At 37.9% G+C, this 20844-nt stretch carries 17 protein-coding genes; 8 read left to right on the top strand and 9 right to left on the bottom strand.

Translation table 11 applies throughout. The annotated features are described in order from the left end of the window. Positions 1 to 22: 22 nt before the first annotated feature. From HCJ50_RS03430 to HCJ50_RS03395, 8 genes are all read left to right on the top strand, one after another. Positions 23 to 556: an IS3 family transposase gene (locus HCJ50_RS03430; RefSeq protein ID WP_187127464.1), complete on the top strand. Its 534-nt coding sequence runs from the start codon at positions 23 to 25 to the stop codon at positions 554 to 556. Positions 557 to 823: 267 nt separating this feature from the next. Further along, the gene (alsS, locus tag HCJ50_RS03425; protein WP_185349566.1) at positions 824 to 2521 is read left to right on the top strand and encodes an acetolactate synthase AlsS; all 1698 of its coding nucleotides are present in this window, start codon (positions 824 to 826) and stop codon (positions 2519 to 2521) included. 117 nt (positions 2522 to 2638) lie between these two features. Next, entirely contained in the window at positions 2639 to 3634 is a 996-nt protein-coding gene (locus HCJ50_RS03420) for an aldo/keto reductase (protein WP_185349564.1), read from the top strand. A 232-nt stretch (positions 3635 to 3866) separates the two neighbouring features. After that, positions 3867 to 4814 (top strand): sugar-binding transcriptional regulator, encoded by a 948-nt coding sequence (locus HCJ50_RS03415; protein ID WP_185349562.1) that lies wholly within the window; start codon positions 3867 to 3869, stop codon positions 4812 to 4814. 63 nt (positions 4815 to 4877) lie between these two features. Then, positions 4878 to 5549 carry a deoxyribose-phosphate aldolase gene (deoC, locus tag HCJ50_RS03410; RefSeq protein WP_185349560.1) on the top strand — a complete coding sequence of 224 codons (672 nt, stop codon included), beginning with the start codon at positions 4878 to 4880 and terminating at the stop codon, positions 5547 to 5549. Positions 5550 to 5627: 78 nt separating this feature from the next. Further along, positions 5628 to 6638 (top strand): substrate-binding domain-containing protein, encoded by a 1011-nt coding sequence (locus HCJ50_RS03405; protein WP_185349558.1) that lies wholly within the window; start codon positions 5628 to 5630, stop codon positions 6636 to 6638. A 131-nt stretch (positions 6639 to 6769) separates the two neighbouring features. Next, entirely contained in the window at positions 6770 to 8071 is a 1302-nt protein-coding gene (locus tag HCJ50_RS03400; protein WP_185349556.1) for a pyrimidine-nucleoside phosphorylase, read from the top strand. Between the two features lie 207 nt (positions 8072 to 8278). Continuing rightward, positions 8279 to 10573 carry an SH3 domain-containing protein gene (locus HCJ50_RS03395; protein WP_185395482.1) on the top strand — a complete coding sequence of 765 codons (2295 nt, stop codon included), beginning with the start codon at positions 8279 to 8281 and terminating at the stop codon, positions 10571 to 10573. Positions 10574 to 10650: 77 nt separating this feature from the next. Here the strand turns inward: HCJ50_RS03395 and budA are convergent, their stop codons facing one another. From budA to ilvB, 9 genes are all read right to left on the bottom strand, one after another. After that, complete coding sequence (gene budA, locus HCJ50_RS03390) at positions 10651 to 11370, bottom strand: acetolactate decarboxylase (RefSeq protein ID WP_185345442.1); 720 nt, start codon at positions 11368 to 11370, stop codon at positions 10651 to 10653. A 190-nt stretch (positions 11371 to 11560) separates the two neighbouring features. After that, positions 11561 to 12829 (bottom strand): threonine ammonia-lyase, encoded by a 1269-nt coding sequence (gene ilvA, locus HCJ50_RS03385; protein WP_185345470.1) that lies wholly within the window; start codon positions 12827 to 12829, stop codon positions 11561 to 11563. Positions 12830 to 12847: 18 nt separating this feature from the next. After that, complete coding sequence (gene leuD / locus HCJ50_RS03380) at positions 12848 to 13429, bottom strand: 3-isopropylmalate dehydratase small subunit (protein ID WP_185345439.1); 582 nt, start codon at positions 13427 to 13429, stop codon at positions 12848 to 12850. Continuing rightward, positions 13416 to 14804, bottom strand: coding sequence for a 3-isopropylmalate dehydratase large subunit (gene leuC, locus HCJ50_RS03375; RefSeq protein WP_185345437.1), 1389 nt, complete (start codon positions 14802 to 14804; stop codon positions 13416 to 13418). The genes leuD and leuC overlap by 14 nt, the downstream gene beginning before the upstream one ends. 1 nt (position 14805) lies before the next feature. Continuing rightward, positions 14806 to 15858, bottom strand: coding sequence for a 3-isopropylmalate dehydrogenase (gene leuB, locus HCJ50_RS03370; protein ID WP_185395481.1), 1053 nt, complete (start codon positions 15856 to 15858; stop codon positions 14806 to 14808). Position 15859: 1 nt separating this feature from the next. Next, positions 15860 to 17398: a 2-isopropylmalate synthase gene (locus HCJ50_RS03365; RefSeq protein WP_185395480.1), complete on the bottom strand. Its 1539-nt coding sequence runs from the start codon at positions 17396 to 17398 to the stop codon at positions 15860 to 15862. A gap of 156 nt (positions 17399 to 17554) precedes the next feature. Further along, positions 17555 to 18550, bottom strand: coding sequence for a ketol-acid reductoisomerase (gene ilvC / locus HCJ50_RS03360; protein WP_185395479.1), 996 nt, complete (start codon positions 18548 to 18550; stop codon positions 17555 to 17557). A gap of 65 nt (positions 18551 to 18615) precedes the next feature. Further along, positions 18616 to 19107, bottom strand: coding sequence for an acetolactate synthase small subunit (gene ilvN / locus HCJ50_RS03355; RefSeq protein WP_185345425.1), 492 nt, complete (start codon positions 19105 to 19107; stop codon positions 18616 to 18618). Next, positions 19108 to 20829, bottom strand: coding sequence for a biosynthetic-type acetolactate synthase large subunit (gene ilvB / locus HCJ50_RS03350; RefSeq protein WP_185345422.1), 1722 nt, complete (start codon positions 20827 to 20829; stop codon positions 19108 to 19110). Between the last annotated feature and the right edge of the window lie 15 nt (positions 20830 to 20844).

The following is a 20844-nucleotide window of genomic DNA, read 5'->3' as shown; positions in this document are numbered from 1 at the left end:
AATTAATAAAGTGGCTAAAATTATGCGTAATAGAGGATGGAACTGCCAGGCGAAAAAGAAAAAATTTAGAAAGCCAGGAACTATCTATAAGACGTTTGAAAACGTCATTGCTAAAAATTGGCAGGCAGAAAAACCACGCCAAAAATTGACAACGGATATCACCTATCTACCTTTTGGTAAATCTATGTTATATCTATCTACGATTATGGATACCTATAATAGTGAGATTGTAGCATACAAAATATCCAATCATCCAAATGCACAGCCAGTAGATACTTTAAATCAGATTAAGACATTGCCTAAGGGAGCCATTTTACATAGTGATCAAGGGGCGACTTACACTTCGAAAGAATTCTTTCAAGTAGCTAAACAAAAAAACATTATCCGAAGTATGTCCCGTAAAGGAACACCTTCAGATAACGCCCCAATAGAATCATTTCATTCCTCACTAAAGTCTGAAACATTCTACCTTCATAAAGAACCCATAGGTTCTAATAACATTGTAATCGATATAGTTGAGAATTACATCTATTTTTGGAACAATCACGAATCTTAGCCAAACTAGGCTATCTTTCGCCAATAGATTATCGAAAAAAAATGGCTTATTGAGTTGCTCTTTTTATATTGTGTCAAAAAATAGTTGCATTCCCGAATGCTAAGCTCTCTTTTTTATATAACAGTTTATTTTTAATTATATAACAGTTTATAAGTCGCTAATCTTGCAATAATTGCTTTAAGTAGTATAATTAGTCTTGTGAATAGGATTTAATTGTTAACTGTACTATTTAAAATTAATTATTTTATATAACAAAGGATGATAGAGATGGAAAAGCAAGAAATAGAACAAGAAAAAATTGTTAATCAAGGGAAATCGGGTGCTGATTTAGTTGTTGATAGTTTAATTAATCAAGGAGTTACCCACGTTTTTGGCATTCCGGGTGCGAAAATTGATAAAGTATTTGATGTTATGGAAGAGCGAGGACCAGAATTGATTGTGAGTCGTCATGAACAAAATGCCGCATTTATGGCTGCTGCAATTGGTCGACTTACAGGGAAACCAGGTGTGGTATTAGTAACTAGTGGTCCAGGGGCATCAAATCTTGCCACAGGTCTTGTAACAGCAACGGCAGAAGGTGATCCAGTTGTTGCCATTGCTGGGAATGTAACGAGACAGGACCGCCTAAAAAGAACACATCAATCCATGGACAATGCTGCTCTTTTTCGTCCGATAACAAAATATAGCGAAGAAGTAGTGCATGCGGAAAGTATACCAGAAGCGATTACAAACGCATTTCGCTCTGCTGCTGAGCCTAATCAAGGTGCTGCGTTTATTAGTTTACCTCAGGATATTGTGAATGAAGCAAATGTTCCTGTAAAAGCAATTCGTCCATTAGCAAAACCGGAAAATGGACCTGCTTCAAAAGAACAAGTCGCTAAGTTAGTTACTCGTTTGAAAAAAGCAAAATTGCCTGTGTTATTATTAGGAATGCGTGCTTCAAGTCCAGAAGTAACCGGGGCAATTCGACGCTTGCTTCAAAAAACAAGTATTCCAGTAGTAGAAACATTCCAAGCTGCCGGCGTGATTTCCCGCGATTTAGAAGATAATTTCTTTGGACGAGTAGGTCTGTTTCGCAATCAACCAGGCGATATTTTGCTTAATAAAGCAGATTTAGTTATTACAGTTGGTTATGACCCTATTGAATACGATCCAAAAGCTTGGAATGCATCAGGGGATAGAACAATTGTCCATTTAGATGATATTCGAGCAGATATAGATCATTATTATCAACCTGTAACTGAATTAGTAGGGAATATTGCACTTACGTTAGACCGTGTAAATGCTAAGTTTAGTGGGCTAGAGTTAGCAGATGAAGAACTAGCTACTTTAAAAGAATTGCATGATCGACTAGAAGAAAGAGATGTTCCGCCGGTTAGCGATGAAACTAATCGTGTTCACCCGTTATCTGTTATTCAAACGCTTCGTTCAGCAATAGATGATAATGTAACGGTAACTGTCGATGTAGGCTCACATTATATTTGGATGGCTCGGCATTTCCGTTCCTATGAACCACGCCGCTTACTTTTTAGTAATGGCATGCAAACGCTTGGTGTAGCACTTCCTTGGGGTATTGCAGCTACTCTTGTCCATCCAGGGGAAAAAGTAGTATCCATTTCTGGGGATGGCGGCTTCCTGTTTTCGGCAATGGAACTAGAAACAGCGGTTAGATTACGGGCGCCACTTGTTCATCTTGTGTGGAATGATGGTAGTTACGATATGGTCGCCTTCCAACAAAAAATGAAATATGGTAAAGAAGCCGCTGTTCGTTTTGGTGATGTTGATATCGTGAAATTTGCAGAAAGTTTCGGTGCCAAAGGACTTAGAGTAACCAAACCAGAAGAATTAGCAGATGTTTTAAAAGAAGCACTTGAAACAGAAGGCCCGGTAGTGGTAGATATCCCAATTGATTATCGCGATAATATCCAACTCGGGGAAACATTATTACCAGATCAATTTTATTAAGAAACAAAAGAAAACCTTTCTATTCGTGTAAAGGTTTTCTTTTTTTGTGGTCAAATTTGACTTGGAGTGGACTTTAAGGTTTATGCTATAAGTATCATAAATAATGGAGGGGTTTCAATGGAATATGTAAAGTTTGGAAATACTGGGATGGATGTTTCAAAAATTTGTTTAGGAACAATGGGGTTTGGTGACAAAGATAAATGGCTACATAAATGGGTTTTAGATGAAGAGAACAGTCGGCCAATTATTAAAAAAGCACTTGATCTTGGAATTAACTTCTTTGATACCGCAAATATTTATTCTTATGGCGAAAGTGAAAAAATTGTTGGACGTGCTTTAAAGGATTATGCAAATCGAGATGACGTTGTACTTGCGACTAAAGTACATTCAAGCATGCGTCCAGAACGTCCTAATGGTGGTGGCTTATCTAGAAAGGCGATTTTAAGTGAAATTGACCATAGTTTGAAACGACTAGAAACAGACTATGTAGATTTATATATTATTCATCGTTTTGATGAAAATACACCGATTGAGGAAACCATGGAAGCATTGCATGATGTTGTTAAGTCGGGGAAAGCTCGCTATATTGGAGCAAGCGCAATGTATGCTTGGCAATTCCAAAAAGCGCAGCGAGTTGCCGAAAGAAATGGTTGGACTAAATTTAGCTCCATGCAAAACCATTACAATTTAATTTATCGTGAAGAAGAACGAGAAATGATTCCATTTTGCCGAGATGAAAAATTGGCCATTACACCGTATAGCCCACTTGCTTCTGGGAGATTAACTAGAGACTTAGCAGCGACTACTTATCGTTCAGAAACAGATGCCATCCAAAAATCCAAGTATGATGGCGCGATGGATTCGGATAAAGGTATTATAGAACGTGTTGCAAAACTAGCGGAAGAACATCAAGTGACAAGAGATAAGATTGCGCTTGCTTGGATGTTAAATAAAAAAGAAATTACCTCACCGATTATTGGTGCCCAAAAAGAAAGTCATCTAATAAGTGCAGTAGCGGCTCTTGATATTAAATTGTCTACTTCAGAAATAGACTATCTAGAGGAATTATATATTCCGCATCAAGTCGTGGGAGCCTTGCCCGTAAACAAATAATTTATATTGCGAGAGGCTGGGACAAAACTAAAGCTCAGCACTAAAAGTTGAAAAATAGAAAAGCAGAAATCATTGTATAGAGCCATTTCGAAAAATGGATTAGACATGATTTCTGCTTGTTTTTCATTTTAGAGACCCTTATGTCCCAGGCTCTTTTCTATTTAGAATCATTTTTAGCCTCGAACTCTTTCTATTCTTGCGTTATACTAAAAAGAAAAGCGGGAGGGACGAAATGGATAAACAAAAAGAACAACTAAGTATAGAAGTTGCAAGACTTTACTATCAAGCGGATTTTAGCCAACAGGAAATTGCTGCTAGGCTTGGTGTATCACGCCCAACTGTTTCAAGACTACTACAAAATGCCAAAACAAAAGGCTATGTCAAAATCGAAGTCCAAGATCCATTTGCGAATCTCGCCGAACTAGCAACGGCGTTAAAAGAAAAATATAAATTAAAAAACGTCTCTGTTACTTTTAGCCAAACAAATGATTATCCTGAAATAACGAAGCAAATTAGCCAACGTGCTGCAGAATATTTATCAGAGATTATTCAAGATGGAGATATTCTGGGTGTCAGCTGGGGAACAACGATGTATAAAATAGCCCAAAAACTAACCCCTTTAAAAGCTGAAATAAAAATAGTGCAGTTAAAAGGTGGAGTTAGTCATTCAGATGTGCATACCTATGCTGCAGAAACATTAGCTTTATTTGGTTCGGCTTTTGATACAGCGCCAGTCTCCTTGCCACTACCAGTAGTGCTTGATAACCCTGTAGCCAAACAAATGGTCGAAGCAGACAGACATATTAAAAACATTATTGAATTAGGCAAAAAAGCAAATGTAGCGATTTTTACAGTAGGAACAGTTCGCGAGGAAGCCTTATTATTCCGTCTTGGTTATTTTACGGAACAAGAAAAAAATCGCTTAAAGGAAAAAGCAGTTGGTGATATTTGTTCTCGATTTTTCACAATCAATGGTGATATTGCAGATCAGCAAATGAATGAGCGAACCATCGGCATAAATTTACAAGATTTAAACCAAAAAGAAACAACTATTTTAGTGGCAGGCGGCGAGCGAAAAGTTCAAGCAATTCACGGAGCTCTTCGTGGCGGGTATGCCAATCACTTTATCACAGATCAATTTACTGCAAAACACTTACTTGAACATAATTTCAACGATTAGTTTACAAATGTTCTGTATTACGCTATGATAAAGGCAAATCCAACAATAAAGGAGTTTTTTGAAATGAATATTGCTAAAATGATTGACCATACAGCATTAAAACCAGACACAACAAAAGAACAAATTTTAACTTTAACTAAAGAAGCAAAAGAATTTGGTTTTGCTTCCGTTTGCGTAAATCCAACCTGGGTAAAATTATCAGCAGACCAGTTAACAGGTGCTGATTCTGTAGTTTGTACCGTTATTGGTTTTCCGCTTGGAGCAAACACACCAGAAGTGAAAGCTCTTGAAGTAAACGATGCAATTAAAAATGGTGCAAAAGAAGTAGATATGGTTATTAATATCGGTGCATTAAAAGATAAAAATAATGAATTAGTTGAGCGTGATATTCGTGCAGTAGTTGATGCAGCTAAAGGTCATGCCCTAGTAAAAGTAATTATCGAAACATGTTTATTAACGGACGAAGAAAAAGTACGCGCATGTGAAATCGCTGTAAAAGCAGGAACGGACTTCGTAAAAACATCTACTGGATTCTCAACAGGAGGCGCTACTGTAGAAGACATCGCCTTAATGCGTAAAACAGTTGGTCCCGATATTGGTGTAAAAGCATCAGGAGGAATTCGCACAAAAGAAGACGTAGAAAAAATGATTGCAGCTGGTGCATCTCGAATTGGTGCAAGTGCGGGAGTAGCAATCGTTTCCGGCGAAAAACCAGCTAAACCAGATAATTACTAATTTTCCCTAAACCCCTTTATTATTATGCTTAAGTATGGCAAAATAAAAAGGATAGATAAACTGACTGGGGGAGTTTAAATGGCTGCAACCATCCGCGAAATAGCAGAAAAAACGGGTGTTTCAATTACGACTATTTCTCAAATTTTAAATGGCAAAGGAGAACGATTTAGTGACTTAACTCGCGAAAAAGTTCTTAAAACTGCAAAAGAAATGTCCTATAAACCAAATTTTTTTGCTAAAAATATGATTGTTAGTCACACAAATACCATTGGAATGATTGTCCCAGAAGTTACCGATCCATTTTTTTCGCAAATGGTTAAAGGGGCGGAAGATTACCTAAATAGAGATGGGTATATGATTATGCTCTGTAACTCTTCTAATGATAAAGCACGTGAAGATTTATATGTAGAAGAATTATTACACCGGGCTGTGGATGGTTTAATTATCGCCAGCCCAAATATTCTTCTTTCAGGAGTTATTAATCGCATGGAAGAAAAGCGGGCGCCGTATATTTTGTTAGATCGACAGCGGAATCCGCGACCAGAAGGGAATATTACGATTGATGACTTTAAAGGCGGGTTCATGGCTACAGAACATTTAATAAAGCTAGGACATAGGAAGATTGGTATCATAATTTCAGATACTTCTTTTTACAATGTACATGAGCGATATGAGGGATATTTGGCTTGTATGAAAGAATACAAACTGACAGTACAAGATAGTTGGATCGTTAGTGGTGACCAAACAATGAATGCTGGCTACTTAGCAACGCAAAAATTATTAAAAGAAAATGTTACCGCTATTTTTGCAACAAATGATTTAATGGCAATGGGAACATATCGCGCAGCCCTGGAAAAAGGTTTAGTCGTACCTGATAACTTAAGCGTGATTGGTTTTGATGACATTGAACTTTCCGAATATATGACACCACCACTAACAACGATTCGTCAACCAATATACCGAATTGGGGAAGTTGCCGCAGAACTTTTACTGAAAAACATTCAAAATCCAACTGAAAAATTAGAAGACCGACTATTAGAGATTTCATTAATCAATCGAAGCAGCACAAAAAGTATTGACAACCAGTGAATGAGTACGATATAGTGAGCATGTTAAGGACATGTTCTTGTTTAGTAAAACGGTTTACTTAAAATGTGTAACCGTTCTCAAATGTGATACATAGAAATGCTAAAATAGCGAAAAGAAAGGGTGACGAAGAAATGAGAATGGTAGATATTATTTCTAAAAAAAGGGATGGAAAAGCTTTATCAACGGAAGAAATTCAGTTTTTTATTGATGGATATACAAATGGGGACATTCCAGATTATCAAGCAAGCGCTCTTGCAATGGCAATCTTTTTCCAAGATATGAATGATGAGGAACGCGCAGACTTAACAATGGCAATGGTTGATTCTGGTGAGACCATTGATTTATCCGAAATTAAAGGCATTAAAGTAGATAAGCATAGTACAGGTGGAGTTGGTGATACTACCACACTAGTTCTTGCACCCCTAGTTGCGGCAGTAGGTGTTCCAGTCGCTAAAATGTCTGGTCGCGGGTTAGGTCATACAGGTGGTACAATTGATAAATTAGAATCCATCGAAGGCTTTCACATTGAATTAGATAAACAAGATTTCATTAATTTAGTGAATCGCGATAAAGTAGCAGTTATAGGTCAATCTGGTAATTTAACCCCTGCAGATAAAAAAATGTACGCGCTTCGTGATGTAACAGGTACGGTAAATTCAATTCCACTAATTGCAAGTTCGATTATGAGTAAAAAAATTGCCGCTGGTGCTGATGCAATTGTGCTGGACGTGAAAACAGGCGCTGGTGCATTTATGAAAACAGATAAAGATGCAGAAAACCTTGCCCATGCAATGGTCCGTATCGGTAATAATGTTGGCAGAAACACGATGGCAGTCATTTCTGATATGTCTCAACCACTTGGAGAAGCAATCGGAAACGCACTGGAAGTAAAAGAAGCCATCAATACACTTAAAGGACAAGGACCAGAAGATTTAACAGAATTAGTTTTAGTATTAGGTAGTCAAATGGTCGTACTTGCTAAAAAAGCAGAAACATTAGACGAAGCTCGTGCTAAGCTAATCGAAGTAATCGAAAACGGTGCAGCCTTGGAGAAATTTAAAACATTCCTTTCCAATCAAGGCGGGGATGCAAGCATTGTGGATAATCCAGAAAAACTTCCACAAGCTAAATACCAAATCGAAGTACCAGCAAAAACAGCTGGTTTCGTAAGTAAAATTGTTGCAGATGAAATTGGTATTGCAGCAATGATATTAGGCGCAGGTCGAGCAATCAAAGAAGATGAAATTAATTTAGCAGTTGGCTTAATGCTTCGCAAAAAAGTAGGCGACCCTGTCAAAGTAGGCGAGTCACTAGTAACCATTTTTGCAGATCAAGATAACGTAGCAAGCGTTCAAGCAAAAATCTACGAAAACATTGAAATCGCCGACCAGGCAACTGCTCCAACTCTAGTTCATAAAGTTATTACTGAATAATATTTTTTATGCTGTGAATATAGCTTGTATGTTGATGTTAAGCTGTTTTCACAGCTTTTTTTGTTATTATATTGTAAATTTCGCTATTATTCTTGCGAATGATACTTTTTTCACACAAAAATATGTTATTATAAATATACAAAATAAAAGCGGTTACAAATTGTATCGTTTTTTTATTTTGCATCAAAAGAATAGGGAGATGGAGAAATGAAAAAAGTTATATCAGTACTATGCATTTTTGCGATTGTACTTGGGATGTTTACCCCGTTTACAATCAAAGCCAGTGCGGCAGTTAATACGAATAGCACATTTGAGGAGCTTTATAATGAAGCGAAGAAACATTTAGGGAAACCATATTCACTAGTTAATAGAACGGGACCGGATTCTTTCGATTGTTCGGGTTATACACAATATGTATATAAAAAAGTTACAGGAGTGAAAATTGGTGATACATCAGGACCACAATATAATAATTCTGATAAAGTGAAGACTGGAAATCAAAAACCAGGAGATTTAGTGTATTTCAGAGACCCAGGACATGTAGGAATATACATAGGTGATGGAAAAATGATCAATGCACAAAACGATGGTGTTAAAATTGATAATATTAACGGTAGTTATTGGAAAGATCATTTTGTTGGTTATGCAAGACCTTTCAACTTCAAAGAAAAGCTAGGCAGCAAATACTATTACGCGGTCTCAGACTTGAATCTACGCACTCAGAACAATTGGGATAGCTCGGTTGCTGGGAAAGTACCAAAAGGAGCAAAAGTCTCTATTGATTTAGACAGCGATAAGAATGGCTGGTGTATGGTAACCTATGGTAGCGTTAAAGGTTATATGCTAAATACAACAAGCTATTTTTCAACCACACCTGTATTAAAAACCTACTATGCAAAAGACAACATTAATTTAAGAACACAAGCTTCATGGGATAGTAGTGTAGCTCAAAAAGTACAAAAAGGCGAAAAAGTAATTGTGGATTTAAAATCAAATAACAATGGCTGGTACAAAGTCACTTATGCTGGTAAAACAGGTTACATGATTTTAAATGATAACTACTTAGTGGCAACGCCGTTAAATATGAAAACTTATTATGCGATTAACACATTAAAACTAAGAAGTGCCGCTAATTGGGATAGTAGCGTCAGTCAAACAGTACCAGAAGGCGCACAAGTAAAAGTTGAAATGGACACCAATACAGGCGCATGGTACAAAGTGACCTACCAAAATAAAACAGGTTATATGCCGTTAACTAGTGATTATCTATCTGAAACAGCGGTATTAAAAACTTATTATGCGAAAGATAACTTAAATCTAAGAAGTGCAGCAACATGGGATAGCGATGTAGCTCAAAAAGTACAAAAAGGTGAAAAAGTAACAGTCAACGTAAAAGCTGGTACAAACGGCTGGTATAAAGTCACTTATGCTGGTAAAACAGGCTACATGATTTTAAACGATAACTACTTAGTGACAACGCCATTAAATATGAAAACTTACTATGCCATCAATGCGTTAAATCTAAGAAGTGCCGCTAATTGGGATAGTAGCGTCAGTCAAACAGTACCAGAAGGCGCACAAGTAAAAGTTGAAATGGACACCAATACAGGCGCATGGTACAAAGTGACCTACCAAAATAAAACAGGTTATATGCCGTTAACTAGTGATTATCTATCTGAAACAGCGGTATTAAAAACTTATTACGCGAAAGATAACTTAAATCTAAGAAGTGCAGCAACATGGGATAGCGATGTAGCTCAAAAAGTACAAAAAGGTGAAAAAGTAACAGTCAATGTAAAAGCTGGTACAAACGGCTGGCATAAAGTCACTTATGCTGGTAAAACAGGCTACATGATTTTAAACGATAACTACTTAGTGACAACGCCATTAAATATGAAAACTTACTATGCCATCAATGCGTTAAATCTAAGAAGTGCCGCTAATTGGGATAGTAGCGTCAGTCAAACAGTACCAGAAGGCGCACAAGTAAAAGTTGAAATGGACACCAATACAGGCGCATGGTACAAAGTGACCTATCAAAATAAAACAGGTTATATGCCGTTAACTAGTGATTATCTATCTGAAACAGCGGTATTAAAAACTTATTATGCGAAAGATAACTTAAATCTAAGAAGTGCAGCAACATGGGAAAGCGATGTAGCTCAAAAAGTAGAAAAAGGTGAAAAAGTAACAGTCAATGTAAAAGCTGGCACAAATGGCTGGCATAAAGTCACTTATGCTGGTAAAACAGGCTACATGATTTTAAACGATAACTACTTAGTGACAACGCCATTAAATTTAAAAACATACTATGCCATCAATGCATTAAATTTAAGAAGTGAAGCAACTTGGGATAGTAGTATCAGTCAAGTAGTTCCAGCAAATGCTAAAGTAAAAGTTGATATGGACACTAACATAGGTGTATGGTATCAAGTAACTTACCAAAATAAAACAGGTTATATGCCATTAACAGATGATTATCTATCTTTAACAGCAAAATAAAATAGATTTCAACTATAATAAATCAAAAAACCAGAAATTAGAGGAATAATCTAATTTCTGGTTTTTGATTAATAACATTAATTTTCCGCGGCTTCAATCTGCTCTAACATATCTGGTGTACTTAAATCACTTCTAAGGAATTCGGTCGTTTGTGGTAATTGTAGTTCGAATTCTGTTTGTTGGGCAACTTCTATCGTTCCTTCAAGCATTTCATAATCAAACACATGACCACCAATTTTTCGCAAATCATCAATGAAATGCACATGATAACCAGAAACGCCGATTCCGCTAATATAAGCAGGAGTCCAAAAGCCAACAATAGTCCCAGTAATATATTCAAAATGATAAGTTGGCTGCTCTTTCACTGCCTCTATTAATGGCGGATAAGGTCGTTGTTGTTTGGGAACCACACGTGTATCAACAAATTTGAAATTTCCAGTCATTTTTACCGCATAAAAAACATTCGGCCCTTGTACTAATTCCGCGATTTGTTCTTCCACTCTTTGTTTTGTTGTTGGCTCCGTGACTTTAAAAGAAGTATCCGCGTCAAAAAAAGTAGTACTAGCATAAGGTGTTGTGTCTTCCGGCTTAACTTTATAAGCTTGACCGTCAGAACGAATTTGAAAAGCTTCTCCGTCTAAAATAATTAGTTCACCGTCAAACTCATCAAGTGTTCCAATACCAAGATCTCCATGCTGTAATAATTCTTTAAAACTAGTTGTTCCGCTAAATAGCCCGCCAACTAGTGCTGCCATAGTTGAATGCTGAAATAATCGATTTTTTCTTACTGCGTCCATAATTGCCACTCCTTGAATTGTTATATATGAAAAAACGAATTTAATAATACAGTTTTATTTTGATAACTTTATTATACTACTTTATAACCGTAAACAAAAGATTTTAAACTGGTTTTTAAAATAAATTACAACTATAACAGCATGTTAAACTGTAATATAAAAAAGTTCCTACTAAAAAGTAGGAACCCTTTTACACAAGAAGTGTATATAGTGTTTGATTGTCATTAATAGGAATATAACTAGGATCAAATGCGGCGACTCGTTCAACCAACCCCTCATAATCATTTTTATTTTGGAGAAGTACGCCAATAATAACCGGACCATTACCACGATTTACTTTTTTCGTATATTCAAACTTGGTAATATCATCGTGTGGACCAAGCACATCATTAACAAATTCTTTTAATGCTCCAGGTCTTTGTGAGAAATTAACGATAAAATAATGTTTTAAACCTTCATGTAGCAAGGAACGTTCTTCTATTTCTTGCATTCGATTAATGTCGTTGTTACCACCGCTAATAACACAGACCACTGTTTTGTCTTTGATTTCCTCGCGATAGGTGTCAAGTGCAGCAACCGACAGAGCACCAGCAGGTTCGGCAACGATTGCTTGTTTCGTATACATATCTAAAATCGTTGAACAAACAGCGCCTTCTGAAATAGTCGTTACTTCATCTACCAATACTTTCGCATGTTCAAAAGTTAAATTACCAACTTCTTTGACCGCAGCTCCATCAACAAATTTGTCGATTTTATCTAGTTTTACGACTTGGTTTTGTTTTAAGGCTTCGGTCATGGAAGGTGCGCCATCTGGTTCGACACCGATTATTTTCGTGATAGGACTTTTCGCTTTTAAGTAAGTTGCCACACCGCTAATTAATCCGCCGCCACCAATTCCAGCAAATACATAATCAGCCTGTTCATGCGCTTTATTTAAATCTGCCACCATTTCAACAGCAAGAGAGCCTTGACCAGCAATAATATCTGGATCATCAAAGGGTGGGATAAAAGCTTGCCCATGTTCTATAGCAAATTCTTTGGCCGCTGCCGCAGAAGCATCAAATGTGTCACCAATTAAAACTACTTCTACATTACTACCACCGAAAAATTTTACTTGTGATACTTTTTGCTGTGGAGTAGTTGTAGGCATAAAAATGGTTGCTGGAACTGTCATGCGTTTACATGTGTAAGCCACACCTTGCGCATGATTTCCAGCACTAGCACAAACTACGCCACGTTCTAATTTTTCTGCTGGAAGTCTTGAAATTGCATAAAAAGCACCTCGTAATTTAAAGGAACGAACACGTTGTAAATCCTCTCGTTTTAAATACACATTGCAATGATATTTTTCAGAAAGGTAAAAATCATATTCGAGTGGTGTATGTCTGACGATAGATTTTAATACGTTATAAGCTTTTTCTACATCTTTCTCTGTTACTAATAAATCAACTAATTCCATCATCCTCACAACCTTTTCTTATATCGAATCGACTTTTTGTTCATATGCTTTAATGGCATCAATATATTCAAATGTAATCGCAATATCATCTAATCCATTAATAAATTTATTTTTCCATGTTGCATCTATTGCGAACGGGTAAGTCCCAACTGAACTAATAACTTGTTGGTTTGGTAAGTCGATTGTTAGTTTTTCTTCTGCTGAAAGTTCCGCTAATTTTTCGCGTGCTTCTTTTGGCAGAACGATAGGGAGGACACCATTTTTTGTGCAATTCATATAAAAAATATCACTATAACTTCCAGCGATAATCACGCGAAAACGGTAATCTAGTAACGCCCATGCAGCATGTTCCCGAGAAGAACCACAGCCAAAATTATCTCCAGTAATTAAAATAGTCGCTTCTTGACGGTCTGGAGCATTTAACGGGAAATCTGGATTAGGTTTACGATTAGGCAAATAGCGCCAACTATCAAAGAGGAATTCTCCAAAACCAGTGCGCTCAATTCGTTTTAAAAAACTTTTAGGAATGATTTGATCCGTATCAATATTATCATTCATTAGTGCAACTGTTTTACCGATATGAACTTTAATTGCTTCCACTTATAACCGCCTCCTTACGAATATCAATAAAGTGCCCATTTATCGCCGCTGCAGCAGCCATTGCCGGGGAAACTAGATGTGTACGTGCGCCTTTTCCTTGTCTACCTTCAAAGTTTCGGTTGGAGGTCGAAGCGCAGTGAACGCCATTTGGAACCTGATCGGGATTCATACCGAGACACATCGAACAACCAGGTTCACGCCACTCGAAACCAGCTTCTTTAAATATTTTATCAAGTCCAATTGCTTCTGCAGCATTACGAACTTGTCGAGAACCAGGAACAACCAGAGCACGAATATTATTTTTGACTTTGTTTCCTTTAACAATCCGTGCTGCTTCTTCCAAATCAGACAGGCGAGCATTGGTACACGAACCGATAAAAACATAACCAAGTTCAATTTGTTCAGCTTTTTGACCAGGCGCTAGTCCCATATATTCATAAGCACGTTCATAGTTCATATCTTTGATTTCAGGAAATGCTTTTGAGAAGGGGACGCCCATTTCCGGGTTGGTTCCCCAAGTAACATATGGTTCTAAAATGCTTGCATCCATTTCGATATGAAGATCATAGGTAGCGTCTTCATCGGTCGCAAGTGTTTCCCAGTCTTGAATGGCTGCTTCCATATCGGTAGGGGCATATTCACGACCGCGAACATATTCGAACGTAGTAGCATCTGGTGCCATCATTCCCATTTTTGCGCCACCTTCAATTGCCATGTTACAAATGGTCATTCGCTCTTCCATTGACATATTACGAATCGTTTCGCCGTAGTATTCCACCGCATATCCAGTACCAAAGGCAACACCATATGTGGCAATTAAATGCAAAATAATATCTTTTGCATAGACACCTTTTGGCAATTTCCCGTTAATTTCAATTCCCATAGATTTTGGCTTTTGCTGCCAAATTGTTTGGGTTGCAAAGACATGCTCTACTTCACTAGAGCCAATCCCAAAACCAATTGCTCCAAAAGCGCCATGAGTTGCAGTATGTGAATCACCACAAACAATCACTTTTCCCGGTTGCGTAAGTCCTGTTTCTGGACCAACCATATGAACGATTCCTTGACGGTCACTTCCCATATCTGCTAACGTAACACCAAATTCTGCACAGTTTGTTTGAAGTGCTTCAATTTGTTTTTTAGCCACAAGATCTTGAATGTTGAAAATATCTTCTGTTGGCACATTGTGATCCATCGTTGCAAAAGTTTTATCGGGTCTACGTAGTGGTCTGTTTTCCATACGAAGCCCTTCAAAAGCTTGAGGAGAAGTAACTTCATGAATTAAATGGAGATCAACATATAATAATTGCGGTTCACCTTCTTTGCCAGAAATGACATGGCGATTCCAAAGTTTATCAAATAGTGTTTGCCCCATTTTATTCTCCTCCTTTAATTTGTTTTAGTACTTCACTTGTAAAATCAGTAGTGGATGTATTCCCTCCAAGATCAGCAGTTAAAAATCCAGCTTCCATTGTTGTGGCAGTTGCTTTATCAATTGCATCAGCTTCTTTAAAAAGGCCGAAAGATTGACGAAGCATCATTGAAATGGAAGAAATCATCGACATTGGATTAGCAATATTTTGGTTAGCTATATCTGGTGCCGAGCCGTGAATTGGTTCGTATAAAGAAGGACCGTTCTCAGCATGACTAGCGGAAGGGAGCATCCCAAGCGAACCTGTAATAACAGAAGCTTCATCACTTAAAATATCGCCAAATAAATTTTCTGTCACAATAACATCAAATGAAGTGGGGCGCTGAATAAGAAGCATCGCCGCAGCATCTACATATAAATGCTCTAAAGTGATGTCTGGATGTCTACTTGCTACTTCTTCCGCGATTTGACGCCATAATTTACTAGAAGCAAGAACATTTGCTTTATCTACTGAAGTTACTTTTTTATTCCGAGTGGCAGCAATGGTAAAAGCTTTTTCGATAATTCGTTCTATCTCTGCTCTCGTGTAAGTTAACGAATCTACTGCTGAATTATTATCCCAATGTTTAGGTTCGCCAAAGTATAGACCGCCAGTTAATTCACGAACGACAATAAAATCAGTTCCTTCAACAATTTCCTTTTTTAAAGGGGATAGCTGTGTTATTGAGCTTGGAACTTGAATGGGGCGAATATTGGCGAAAAGACCAAGAGCCTTTCGAAGTGCCAGCAATCCATCTTCTGGTCGTTTTGTAGCATTGTCCCATTTAGGCCCACCAATTGCGCCGAGTAGAATAGCATCGGCATTTTGACAAGCTTTTAATGTTGTGGTGGGGAGTGGAACACCAGCTACATCAATTGCAGCACCACCAAAAGGATGTGATTCTATTGTAAATGTATGCTGATATTTTTTGGCGATTGCTTCAAGGACTTTTATGCCAGCTGTCATAATTTCTGGTCCAATACCGTCACCAGCAAGGGAGGTGATTTTATAAGCCACGTTATTTTACCTCCTCAAAATCAGCTTGGTTACTCGCAATTTTACTTTTCCCTGAGGCGTGCAAATAAGCTTTGGCACTTGCAGTTAGTACATCAAAGTCAATGCCGATACCATGGAATTCTAAACCTTTAGTATCTTTTATAACCACATGAACTTCTGCTTGAGCATCTTGGCCTGCAGTGATTGCTTGAATACGGTAATCCGTTAATTCCACAGATTGCTTCATTAAACGATTAATCGTGTTATAAATCGCTTCAATACTACCAGAGCCTGTTGCAGCATCTTCTGTAGTAACACCATCTTTTTCTTCAATGCGGACAATGGCTCCTTGGACTCCACCAGTAACATATTGAACTTGTAAATGTTTTAGTTCAAAATCTTTTGAGGACTCAGAAGACTGACCAAGAATCAGCGCATGAAGATCTTCTTCGGTGACTTCTTTTTTTGCATCTGCAAGTTGTTTAAATCGTTTAAAAGCATTTTTTTGTTCTTGTTCGTTTAACGCATAGCCCATTTCTTCCATACGCGTATTAAATGCATGTTTGCCGGAAAGTTTTCCAAGTGGTAGTGAGTTTTTATCTACACCAACAAGCGCTGGTGTAATAATTTCATACGTATCAGGGTTTTTTAGCACACCGTCTTGGTGAATGCCTGATTCATGTGCATAAGCATTTCCACCGATAACCGCTTTGTTACGAGGAACGGGCATGCCTGACAAACGGCTTACCAAATCACTCGCATTTTTAAATTGATTTAAAATGATGTTCGTCTCTGCTTGATAAAAATCTTTGCGAATATGGAGAGCAACAGCTACTTCTTCAAGTGCAGTATTTCCAGCACGTTCGCCAATACCGTTGATGGTTCCTTCCACGCGAGTTGCCCCATTTTCAATTGCAGCAAGTGCGTTTGCGGTAGCCATACCAAGGTCATCATGGCAGTGGGAAGCAAATGTAACCTCATCAAATTGCTTGATTTCACGGCGCAAGTCTTGGAATAATTTACCAAACTCAGTAGGATTTGTATAGCCGACTGTGTCTGGAATATTTATGACAGTTGCACCTGCATCAATTGCCGTTTGAACAGCTTCAATAAGGAAAGCTCGATCGGTTCTTGTGGCATCTTCTGGTGAAAATTGTACGACATCAAATTTTTGTTTTGCATAACTAACATGGTGTTTAATGGAAGCGAGAACTTCCGCCCGACTCATTTTTAATTTAAATTTCATGTGTACATCGCTAGTTGCTAAGAAGATATGTATTTGCGGAGAAACAGCCTCTTTAAGCGCTTCCTCAGCTCGGTTGATATCTTCTTCCACACAGCGAGCTAGCCCTGTTACAGAACAATGTTTAATCGCATTTGCAATGGCCTTGACACATTCAAAATCTCCAGGAGAAGAAATCGGAAAGCCGGCTTCAATTACATCAATCCCGAGTTTTTCGAGTTGTAAGGCGATCTGGATTTTCTCCTTTACGTCAAAATTAACTCCAGGGGTTTGTTCGCCATCTCGTAGTGTTGTATCAAAAAACTGGATTTTCTTCATTCGATTTCACCTCTTGTTTTATATTAGATAGGGAAGCTTGGATTTTTCCTGCTTTCAGTATCAGTTTAGGAAAGAAATATTTCTTTCTTAAACTCATAATGAAATGGAATAAACGGTTGCTAGGCAAGGATTCTTACCTAGCAATCGTCTTAAGTATTAATGTTGTGGTTTCACAAATGGCATCATTTCACGAAGTTCAGCACCGACTTTTTCGATTTGATGACCTTGTTGTTCCGCGCGCATTCTATGGAACTCTTTAAAGCCATTTTTATTATCATCTATAAAAGCTTTAGCAAAGTTTCCATTTTGAATGTCCGTAAGTACTTCTTTCATCGCTTTTTTAGTATCTGCTGTAACGACACGTGGACCAGAAACGTAATCTCCATATTCTGCTGTATTAGAAATGGAATAGCGCATTTTTTCCATGCCGCCTTCATACATTAAATCAACAATTAATTTCATTTCATGGAGTACTTCAAAATAAGCAAGTTCTGGTTGGTAGCCGGCTTCTACAAGTGTTTCAAATCCTGCTTGAATTAAATGAGTTGCCCCGCCACAAAGGACAGCTTGTTCACCAAATAGATCCGTTTCAGTTTCTTCTTTGAAAGTAGTTTCGATAACGCCAGCGCGAGTAGCTCCAATTCCTTTTGCATAAGAAAGGGCAGTGTCACGTGCATTGCCAGTTGCATCTTGGTAAATAGCGAATAGAGAAGGGACCGCACCACCTTCAACAAAAGTACGACGAACAAGATGTCCAGGTCCTTTTGGAGCTACAAGGAAAACATCCACATCACTAGGTGGCTTAATTACGTCAAAATGGATATTAAAACCATGAGCAAAAACTAGTGCATTCCCAGCTTTTAAGTGTGGTTTAATTTCTTTTTCATACGTATCGCCTTGCGTTTCATCCGGTAAAAGTATCATAATAACATCGGCTTTTTCAGCTGCTTCACTAACAGAATAGACATCAAAACCATCATTACGAGCTGATTCTGCAGATTTCCCTTCACGAATACCAATAATTACTTGGTTCCCATTATCACGTAAATTTTGAGAGTGGGCATGACCTTGCGAGCCATATCCAATTACTGCTACTGTTTTACCTTCTAGCACGTTATTTTTCACTGCATCTTCATAATAAACTTTTGTCATTTTCCTAACCTCCACTAATTTCTTTTTATATTGCAAAGCACCTGACTTGCATGCTTTGTACAAACTTAATTCATTTTTTTTGCACTTCTTGTAAAACCAGTGACACCTGTTCGCGCCATTTGTTTAATTCCGTAAGGGCGTATAATATCGACGAAAGCATCGATTTTCTCGCTTGTACCTGTAACTTGGATAACGACATTTTTTGTTCCAACATCAATTACAGTTGCTCTAAATGGTTCAATCACTGCATTTAGTTCTGATCGAAGCGCGGCGGGGGAGTTGATTTTAATTAAAGCAAGTTCCCGTTCGATATGCGCATCATCCGTAATATCACTCACTTTTAGCACATCAATTTGCTTATTTAATTGCTTCGTTACTTGTTCGATTTCATATAGCGAATCTACATGGACAACGATAGTAATCCGAGATACATTAGGGATTTCGGTCCAGCCAACAGAAATGCTATCAATATTATATTGGCGTCTGGAGATAACCCCAGTGATACGATTTAGTACGCCAGAAGAGTTATTCACTGTAGCAGTAATGATTCGGCGCATTTATTCCACCCCTTCCATTTGGTGATTTGGTTTACCGCTTGGAACCATTGGAAGTACTAGTTCGTCTTTTGCAACATGGACATCAATGACAATCGGACCGGGATGAGAAAAAGCTTTTCTTAAATCTTTTTCTAGCGTTTCTGGATTGGTAAGCCGAACTCCCTTGACACCGTATGCTTCTGAAAGTTTCACAAAATCTGGTTGGCTCGAGAAAATGGAGTGGGAATATCTTTCACCGTGGAATTTTTCTTGCCACTGCCGAACCATCCCAAGCGAGCCGTTATTGATAATGACTGTTTTTACATTGATTTGATAATCATTTAAAATTGCTAGCTCTTGATTGGTCATTTGAAAACCACCATCACCAACAATGGCTACAACTGTTTTTTCTGGGAAAGCAAGCTGTGCGCCAACTGCTGCTGGAAAACCAAAGCCCATTGTTCCAAGACCGCCACTAGTAATAATTTGATGGTCAAATTGAAATGGATAGAACTGTGCAGCCCACATTTGGTGTTGACCAACATCTGTAGAAACAAGCGCTTCACCTTGTGTAATTTCGCCAATAAGTTCAATCACACGTTGCGGCTTAATCTCCGCTTTTTTCGTTTTATCAAAATGAAACGGATGGCGGTTTTTACGTGTCATATTTAATTTGTACCAATGAGAAGTGTCAGGATGAACAGGTAGTTCCATTTGCAATAGTTGCGTAATGGTTTCGTTAATATCAGCCACAATGGGTATTTGTGTTTCAATGATTTTTCCGATTTCTGCTGGATCAATATCAATATGGGCGATAGTTGCTTTAGGTGCGAACTCTTTAGGTGCACTAGCTAGACGATCGTCAAATCTTGAACCAAAATTGATTAGCAAGTCGCAGTCGGTTAATGCCATATTAGCTGCATAAGAGCCATGCATTCCACCCATTCCTAAAAATAAATCATGATTTTGTGGGAAACTTCCAAGACCGAGCAGTGTGTTTACAATTGGAATTTGATAGCGTTCAGCAAATTCTAAAAGTTCCGCTGTTGCGCGGGAATGATTGACGCCAGCTCCAGCTAAAATAAGTGGTTTATTCGCAGCAGATAAAGCTTGCATCAATTTTTCAAGTTGAAGTGGGTTCGGTGAATACGTTGGTTGATAACCCGGCAAATCAATTGTGTCCGGATAAACTGTATCGGTTTGAATAATTCCCATATCTTTTGGAATATCAACGACCACGGGACCCTTACGACCAGTATTAGCAATATGAAAAGCTTCATTAACAATTTTTGGCAAATCACGAACATCACGTACTTGATAATTGTATTTAGTAATAGGGATAGTTAAACCAATCATATCAGCTTCTTGAAAAGCGTCTTTTCCAATTCCAGGAGTATGAACTTGACCTGTAAAAATAACAAGTGGAATCGAATCGCTCATCGCGTCTGCAATCCCTGTTAAAACGTTAGTAGCACCTGGACCACTAGTAACAACAACTACGCCTGGCTTTCCAGTTACTCGAGCATATCCCTCAGCTGCATGGATGGCTCCTTGTTCATGTCTTGTTAGAATATGTGGAATATCGCAATCATAAAAGGCATCATATAGAGGCAAAACCGCGCCACCAGGATAACCAAAAATCATTTCGACACGCTGCTTCTTTAAGGCATCAATTAATAGTTCTGCGCCACTTTTACTAGTCTTTTCTGTTGTTTTTTCATTGTTCTTTGTCGTATCAATCACGCTTATCACCTCGTT

Origin of the sequence: Listeria immobilis (assembly GCF_014322765.1) — a bacterium.
Lineage (GTDB): Bacteria > Bacillota > Bacilli > Lactobacillales > Listeriaceae > Listeria > Listeria immobilis.
Note: the sequence above shows the minus strand (reverse complement) of the source record. Positions and strands in the feature narration are given on the sequence as shown.

Excerpts from the sequence above, each read along its gene's own strand:
- ilvA (WP_185345470.1), bottom strand. The coding sequence starts at position 12,829 with ATGGAATTAGTTGATTTATTAGTAACAGAGAAAGATGTAGAAAAAGCT.
- leuC (WP_185345437.1), bottom strand. The coding sequence starts at position 14,804 with ATGGGGCAAACACTATTTGATAAACTTTGGAATCGCCATGTCATTTCT.
- HCJ50_RS03405 (WP_185349558.1), top strand. The coding sequence starts at position 5,628 with ATGGCTGCAACCATCCGCGAAATAGCAGAAAAAACGGGTGTTTCAATT.
- HCJ50_RS03395 (WP_185395482.1), top strand. The coding sequence starts at position 8,279 with ATGAAAAAAGTTATATCAGTACTATGCATTTTTGCGATTGTACTTGGG.
- HCJ50_RS03365 (WP_185395480.1), bottom strand. The coding sequence starts at position 17,398 with ATGAAGAAAATCCAGTTTTTTGATACAACACTACGAGATGGCGAACAA.
- HCJ50_RS03415 (WP_185349562.1), top strand. The coding sequence starts at position 3,867 with ATGGATAAACAAAAAGAACAACTAAGTATAGAAGTTGCAAGACTTTAC.
- ilvN (WP_185345425.1), bottom strand. The coding sequence starts at position 19,107 with ATGCGCCGAATCATTACTGCTACAGTGAATAACTCTTCTGGCGTACTA.
- ilvC (WP_185395479.1), bottom strand. The coding sequence starts at position 18,550 with ATGACAAAAGTTTATTATGAAGATGCAGTGAAAAATAACGTGCTAGAA.
- deoC (WP_185349560.1), top strand. The coding sequence starts at position 4,878 with ATGAATATTGCTAAAATGATTGACCATACAGCATTAAAACCAGACACA.
- HCJ50_RS03420 (WP_185349564.1), top strand. The coding sequence starts at position 2,639 with ATGGAATATGTAAAGTTTGGAAATACTGGGATGGATGTTTCAAAAATT.
- HCJ50_RS03400 (WP_185349556.1), top strand. The coding sequence starts at position 6,770 with ATGAGAATGGTAGATATTATTTCTAAAAAAAGGGATGGAAAAGCTTTA.
- HCJ50_RS03430 (WP_187127464.1), top strand. The coding sequence starts at position 23 with ATGCGTAATAGAGGATGGAACTGCCAGGCGAAAAAGAAAAAATTTAGA.
- alsS (WP_185349566.1), top strand. The coding sequence starts at position 824 with ATGGAAAAGCAAGAAATAGAACAAGAAAAAATTGTTAATCAAGGGAAA.
- budA (WP_185345442.1), bottom strand. The coding sequence starts at position 11,370 with ATGGACGCAGTAAGAAAAAATCGATTATTTCAGCATTCAACTATGGCA.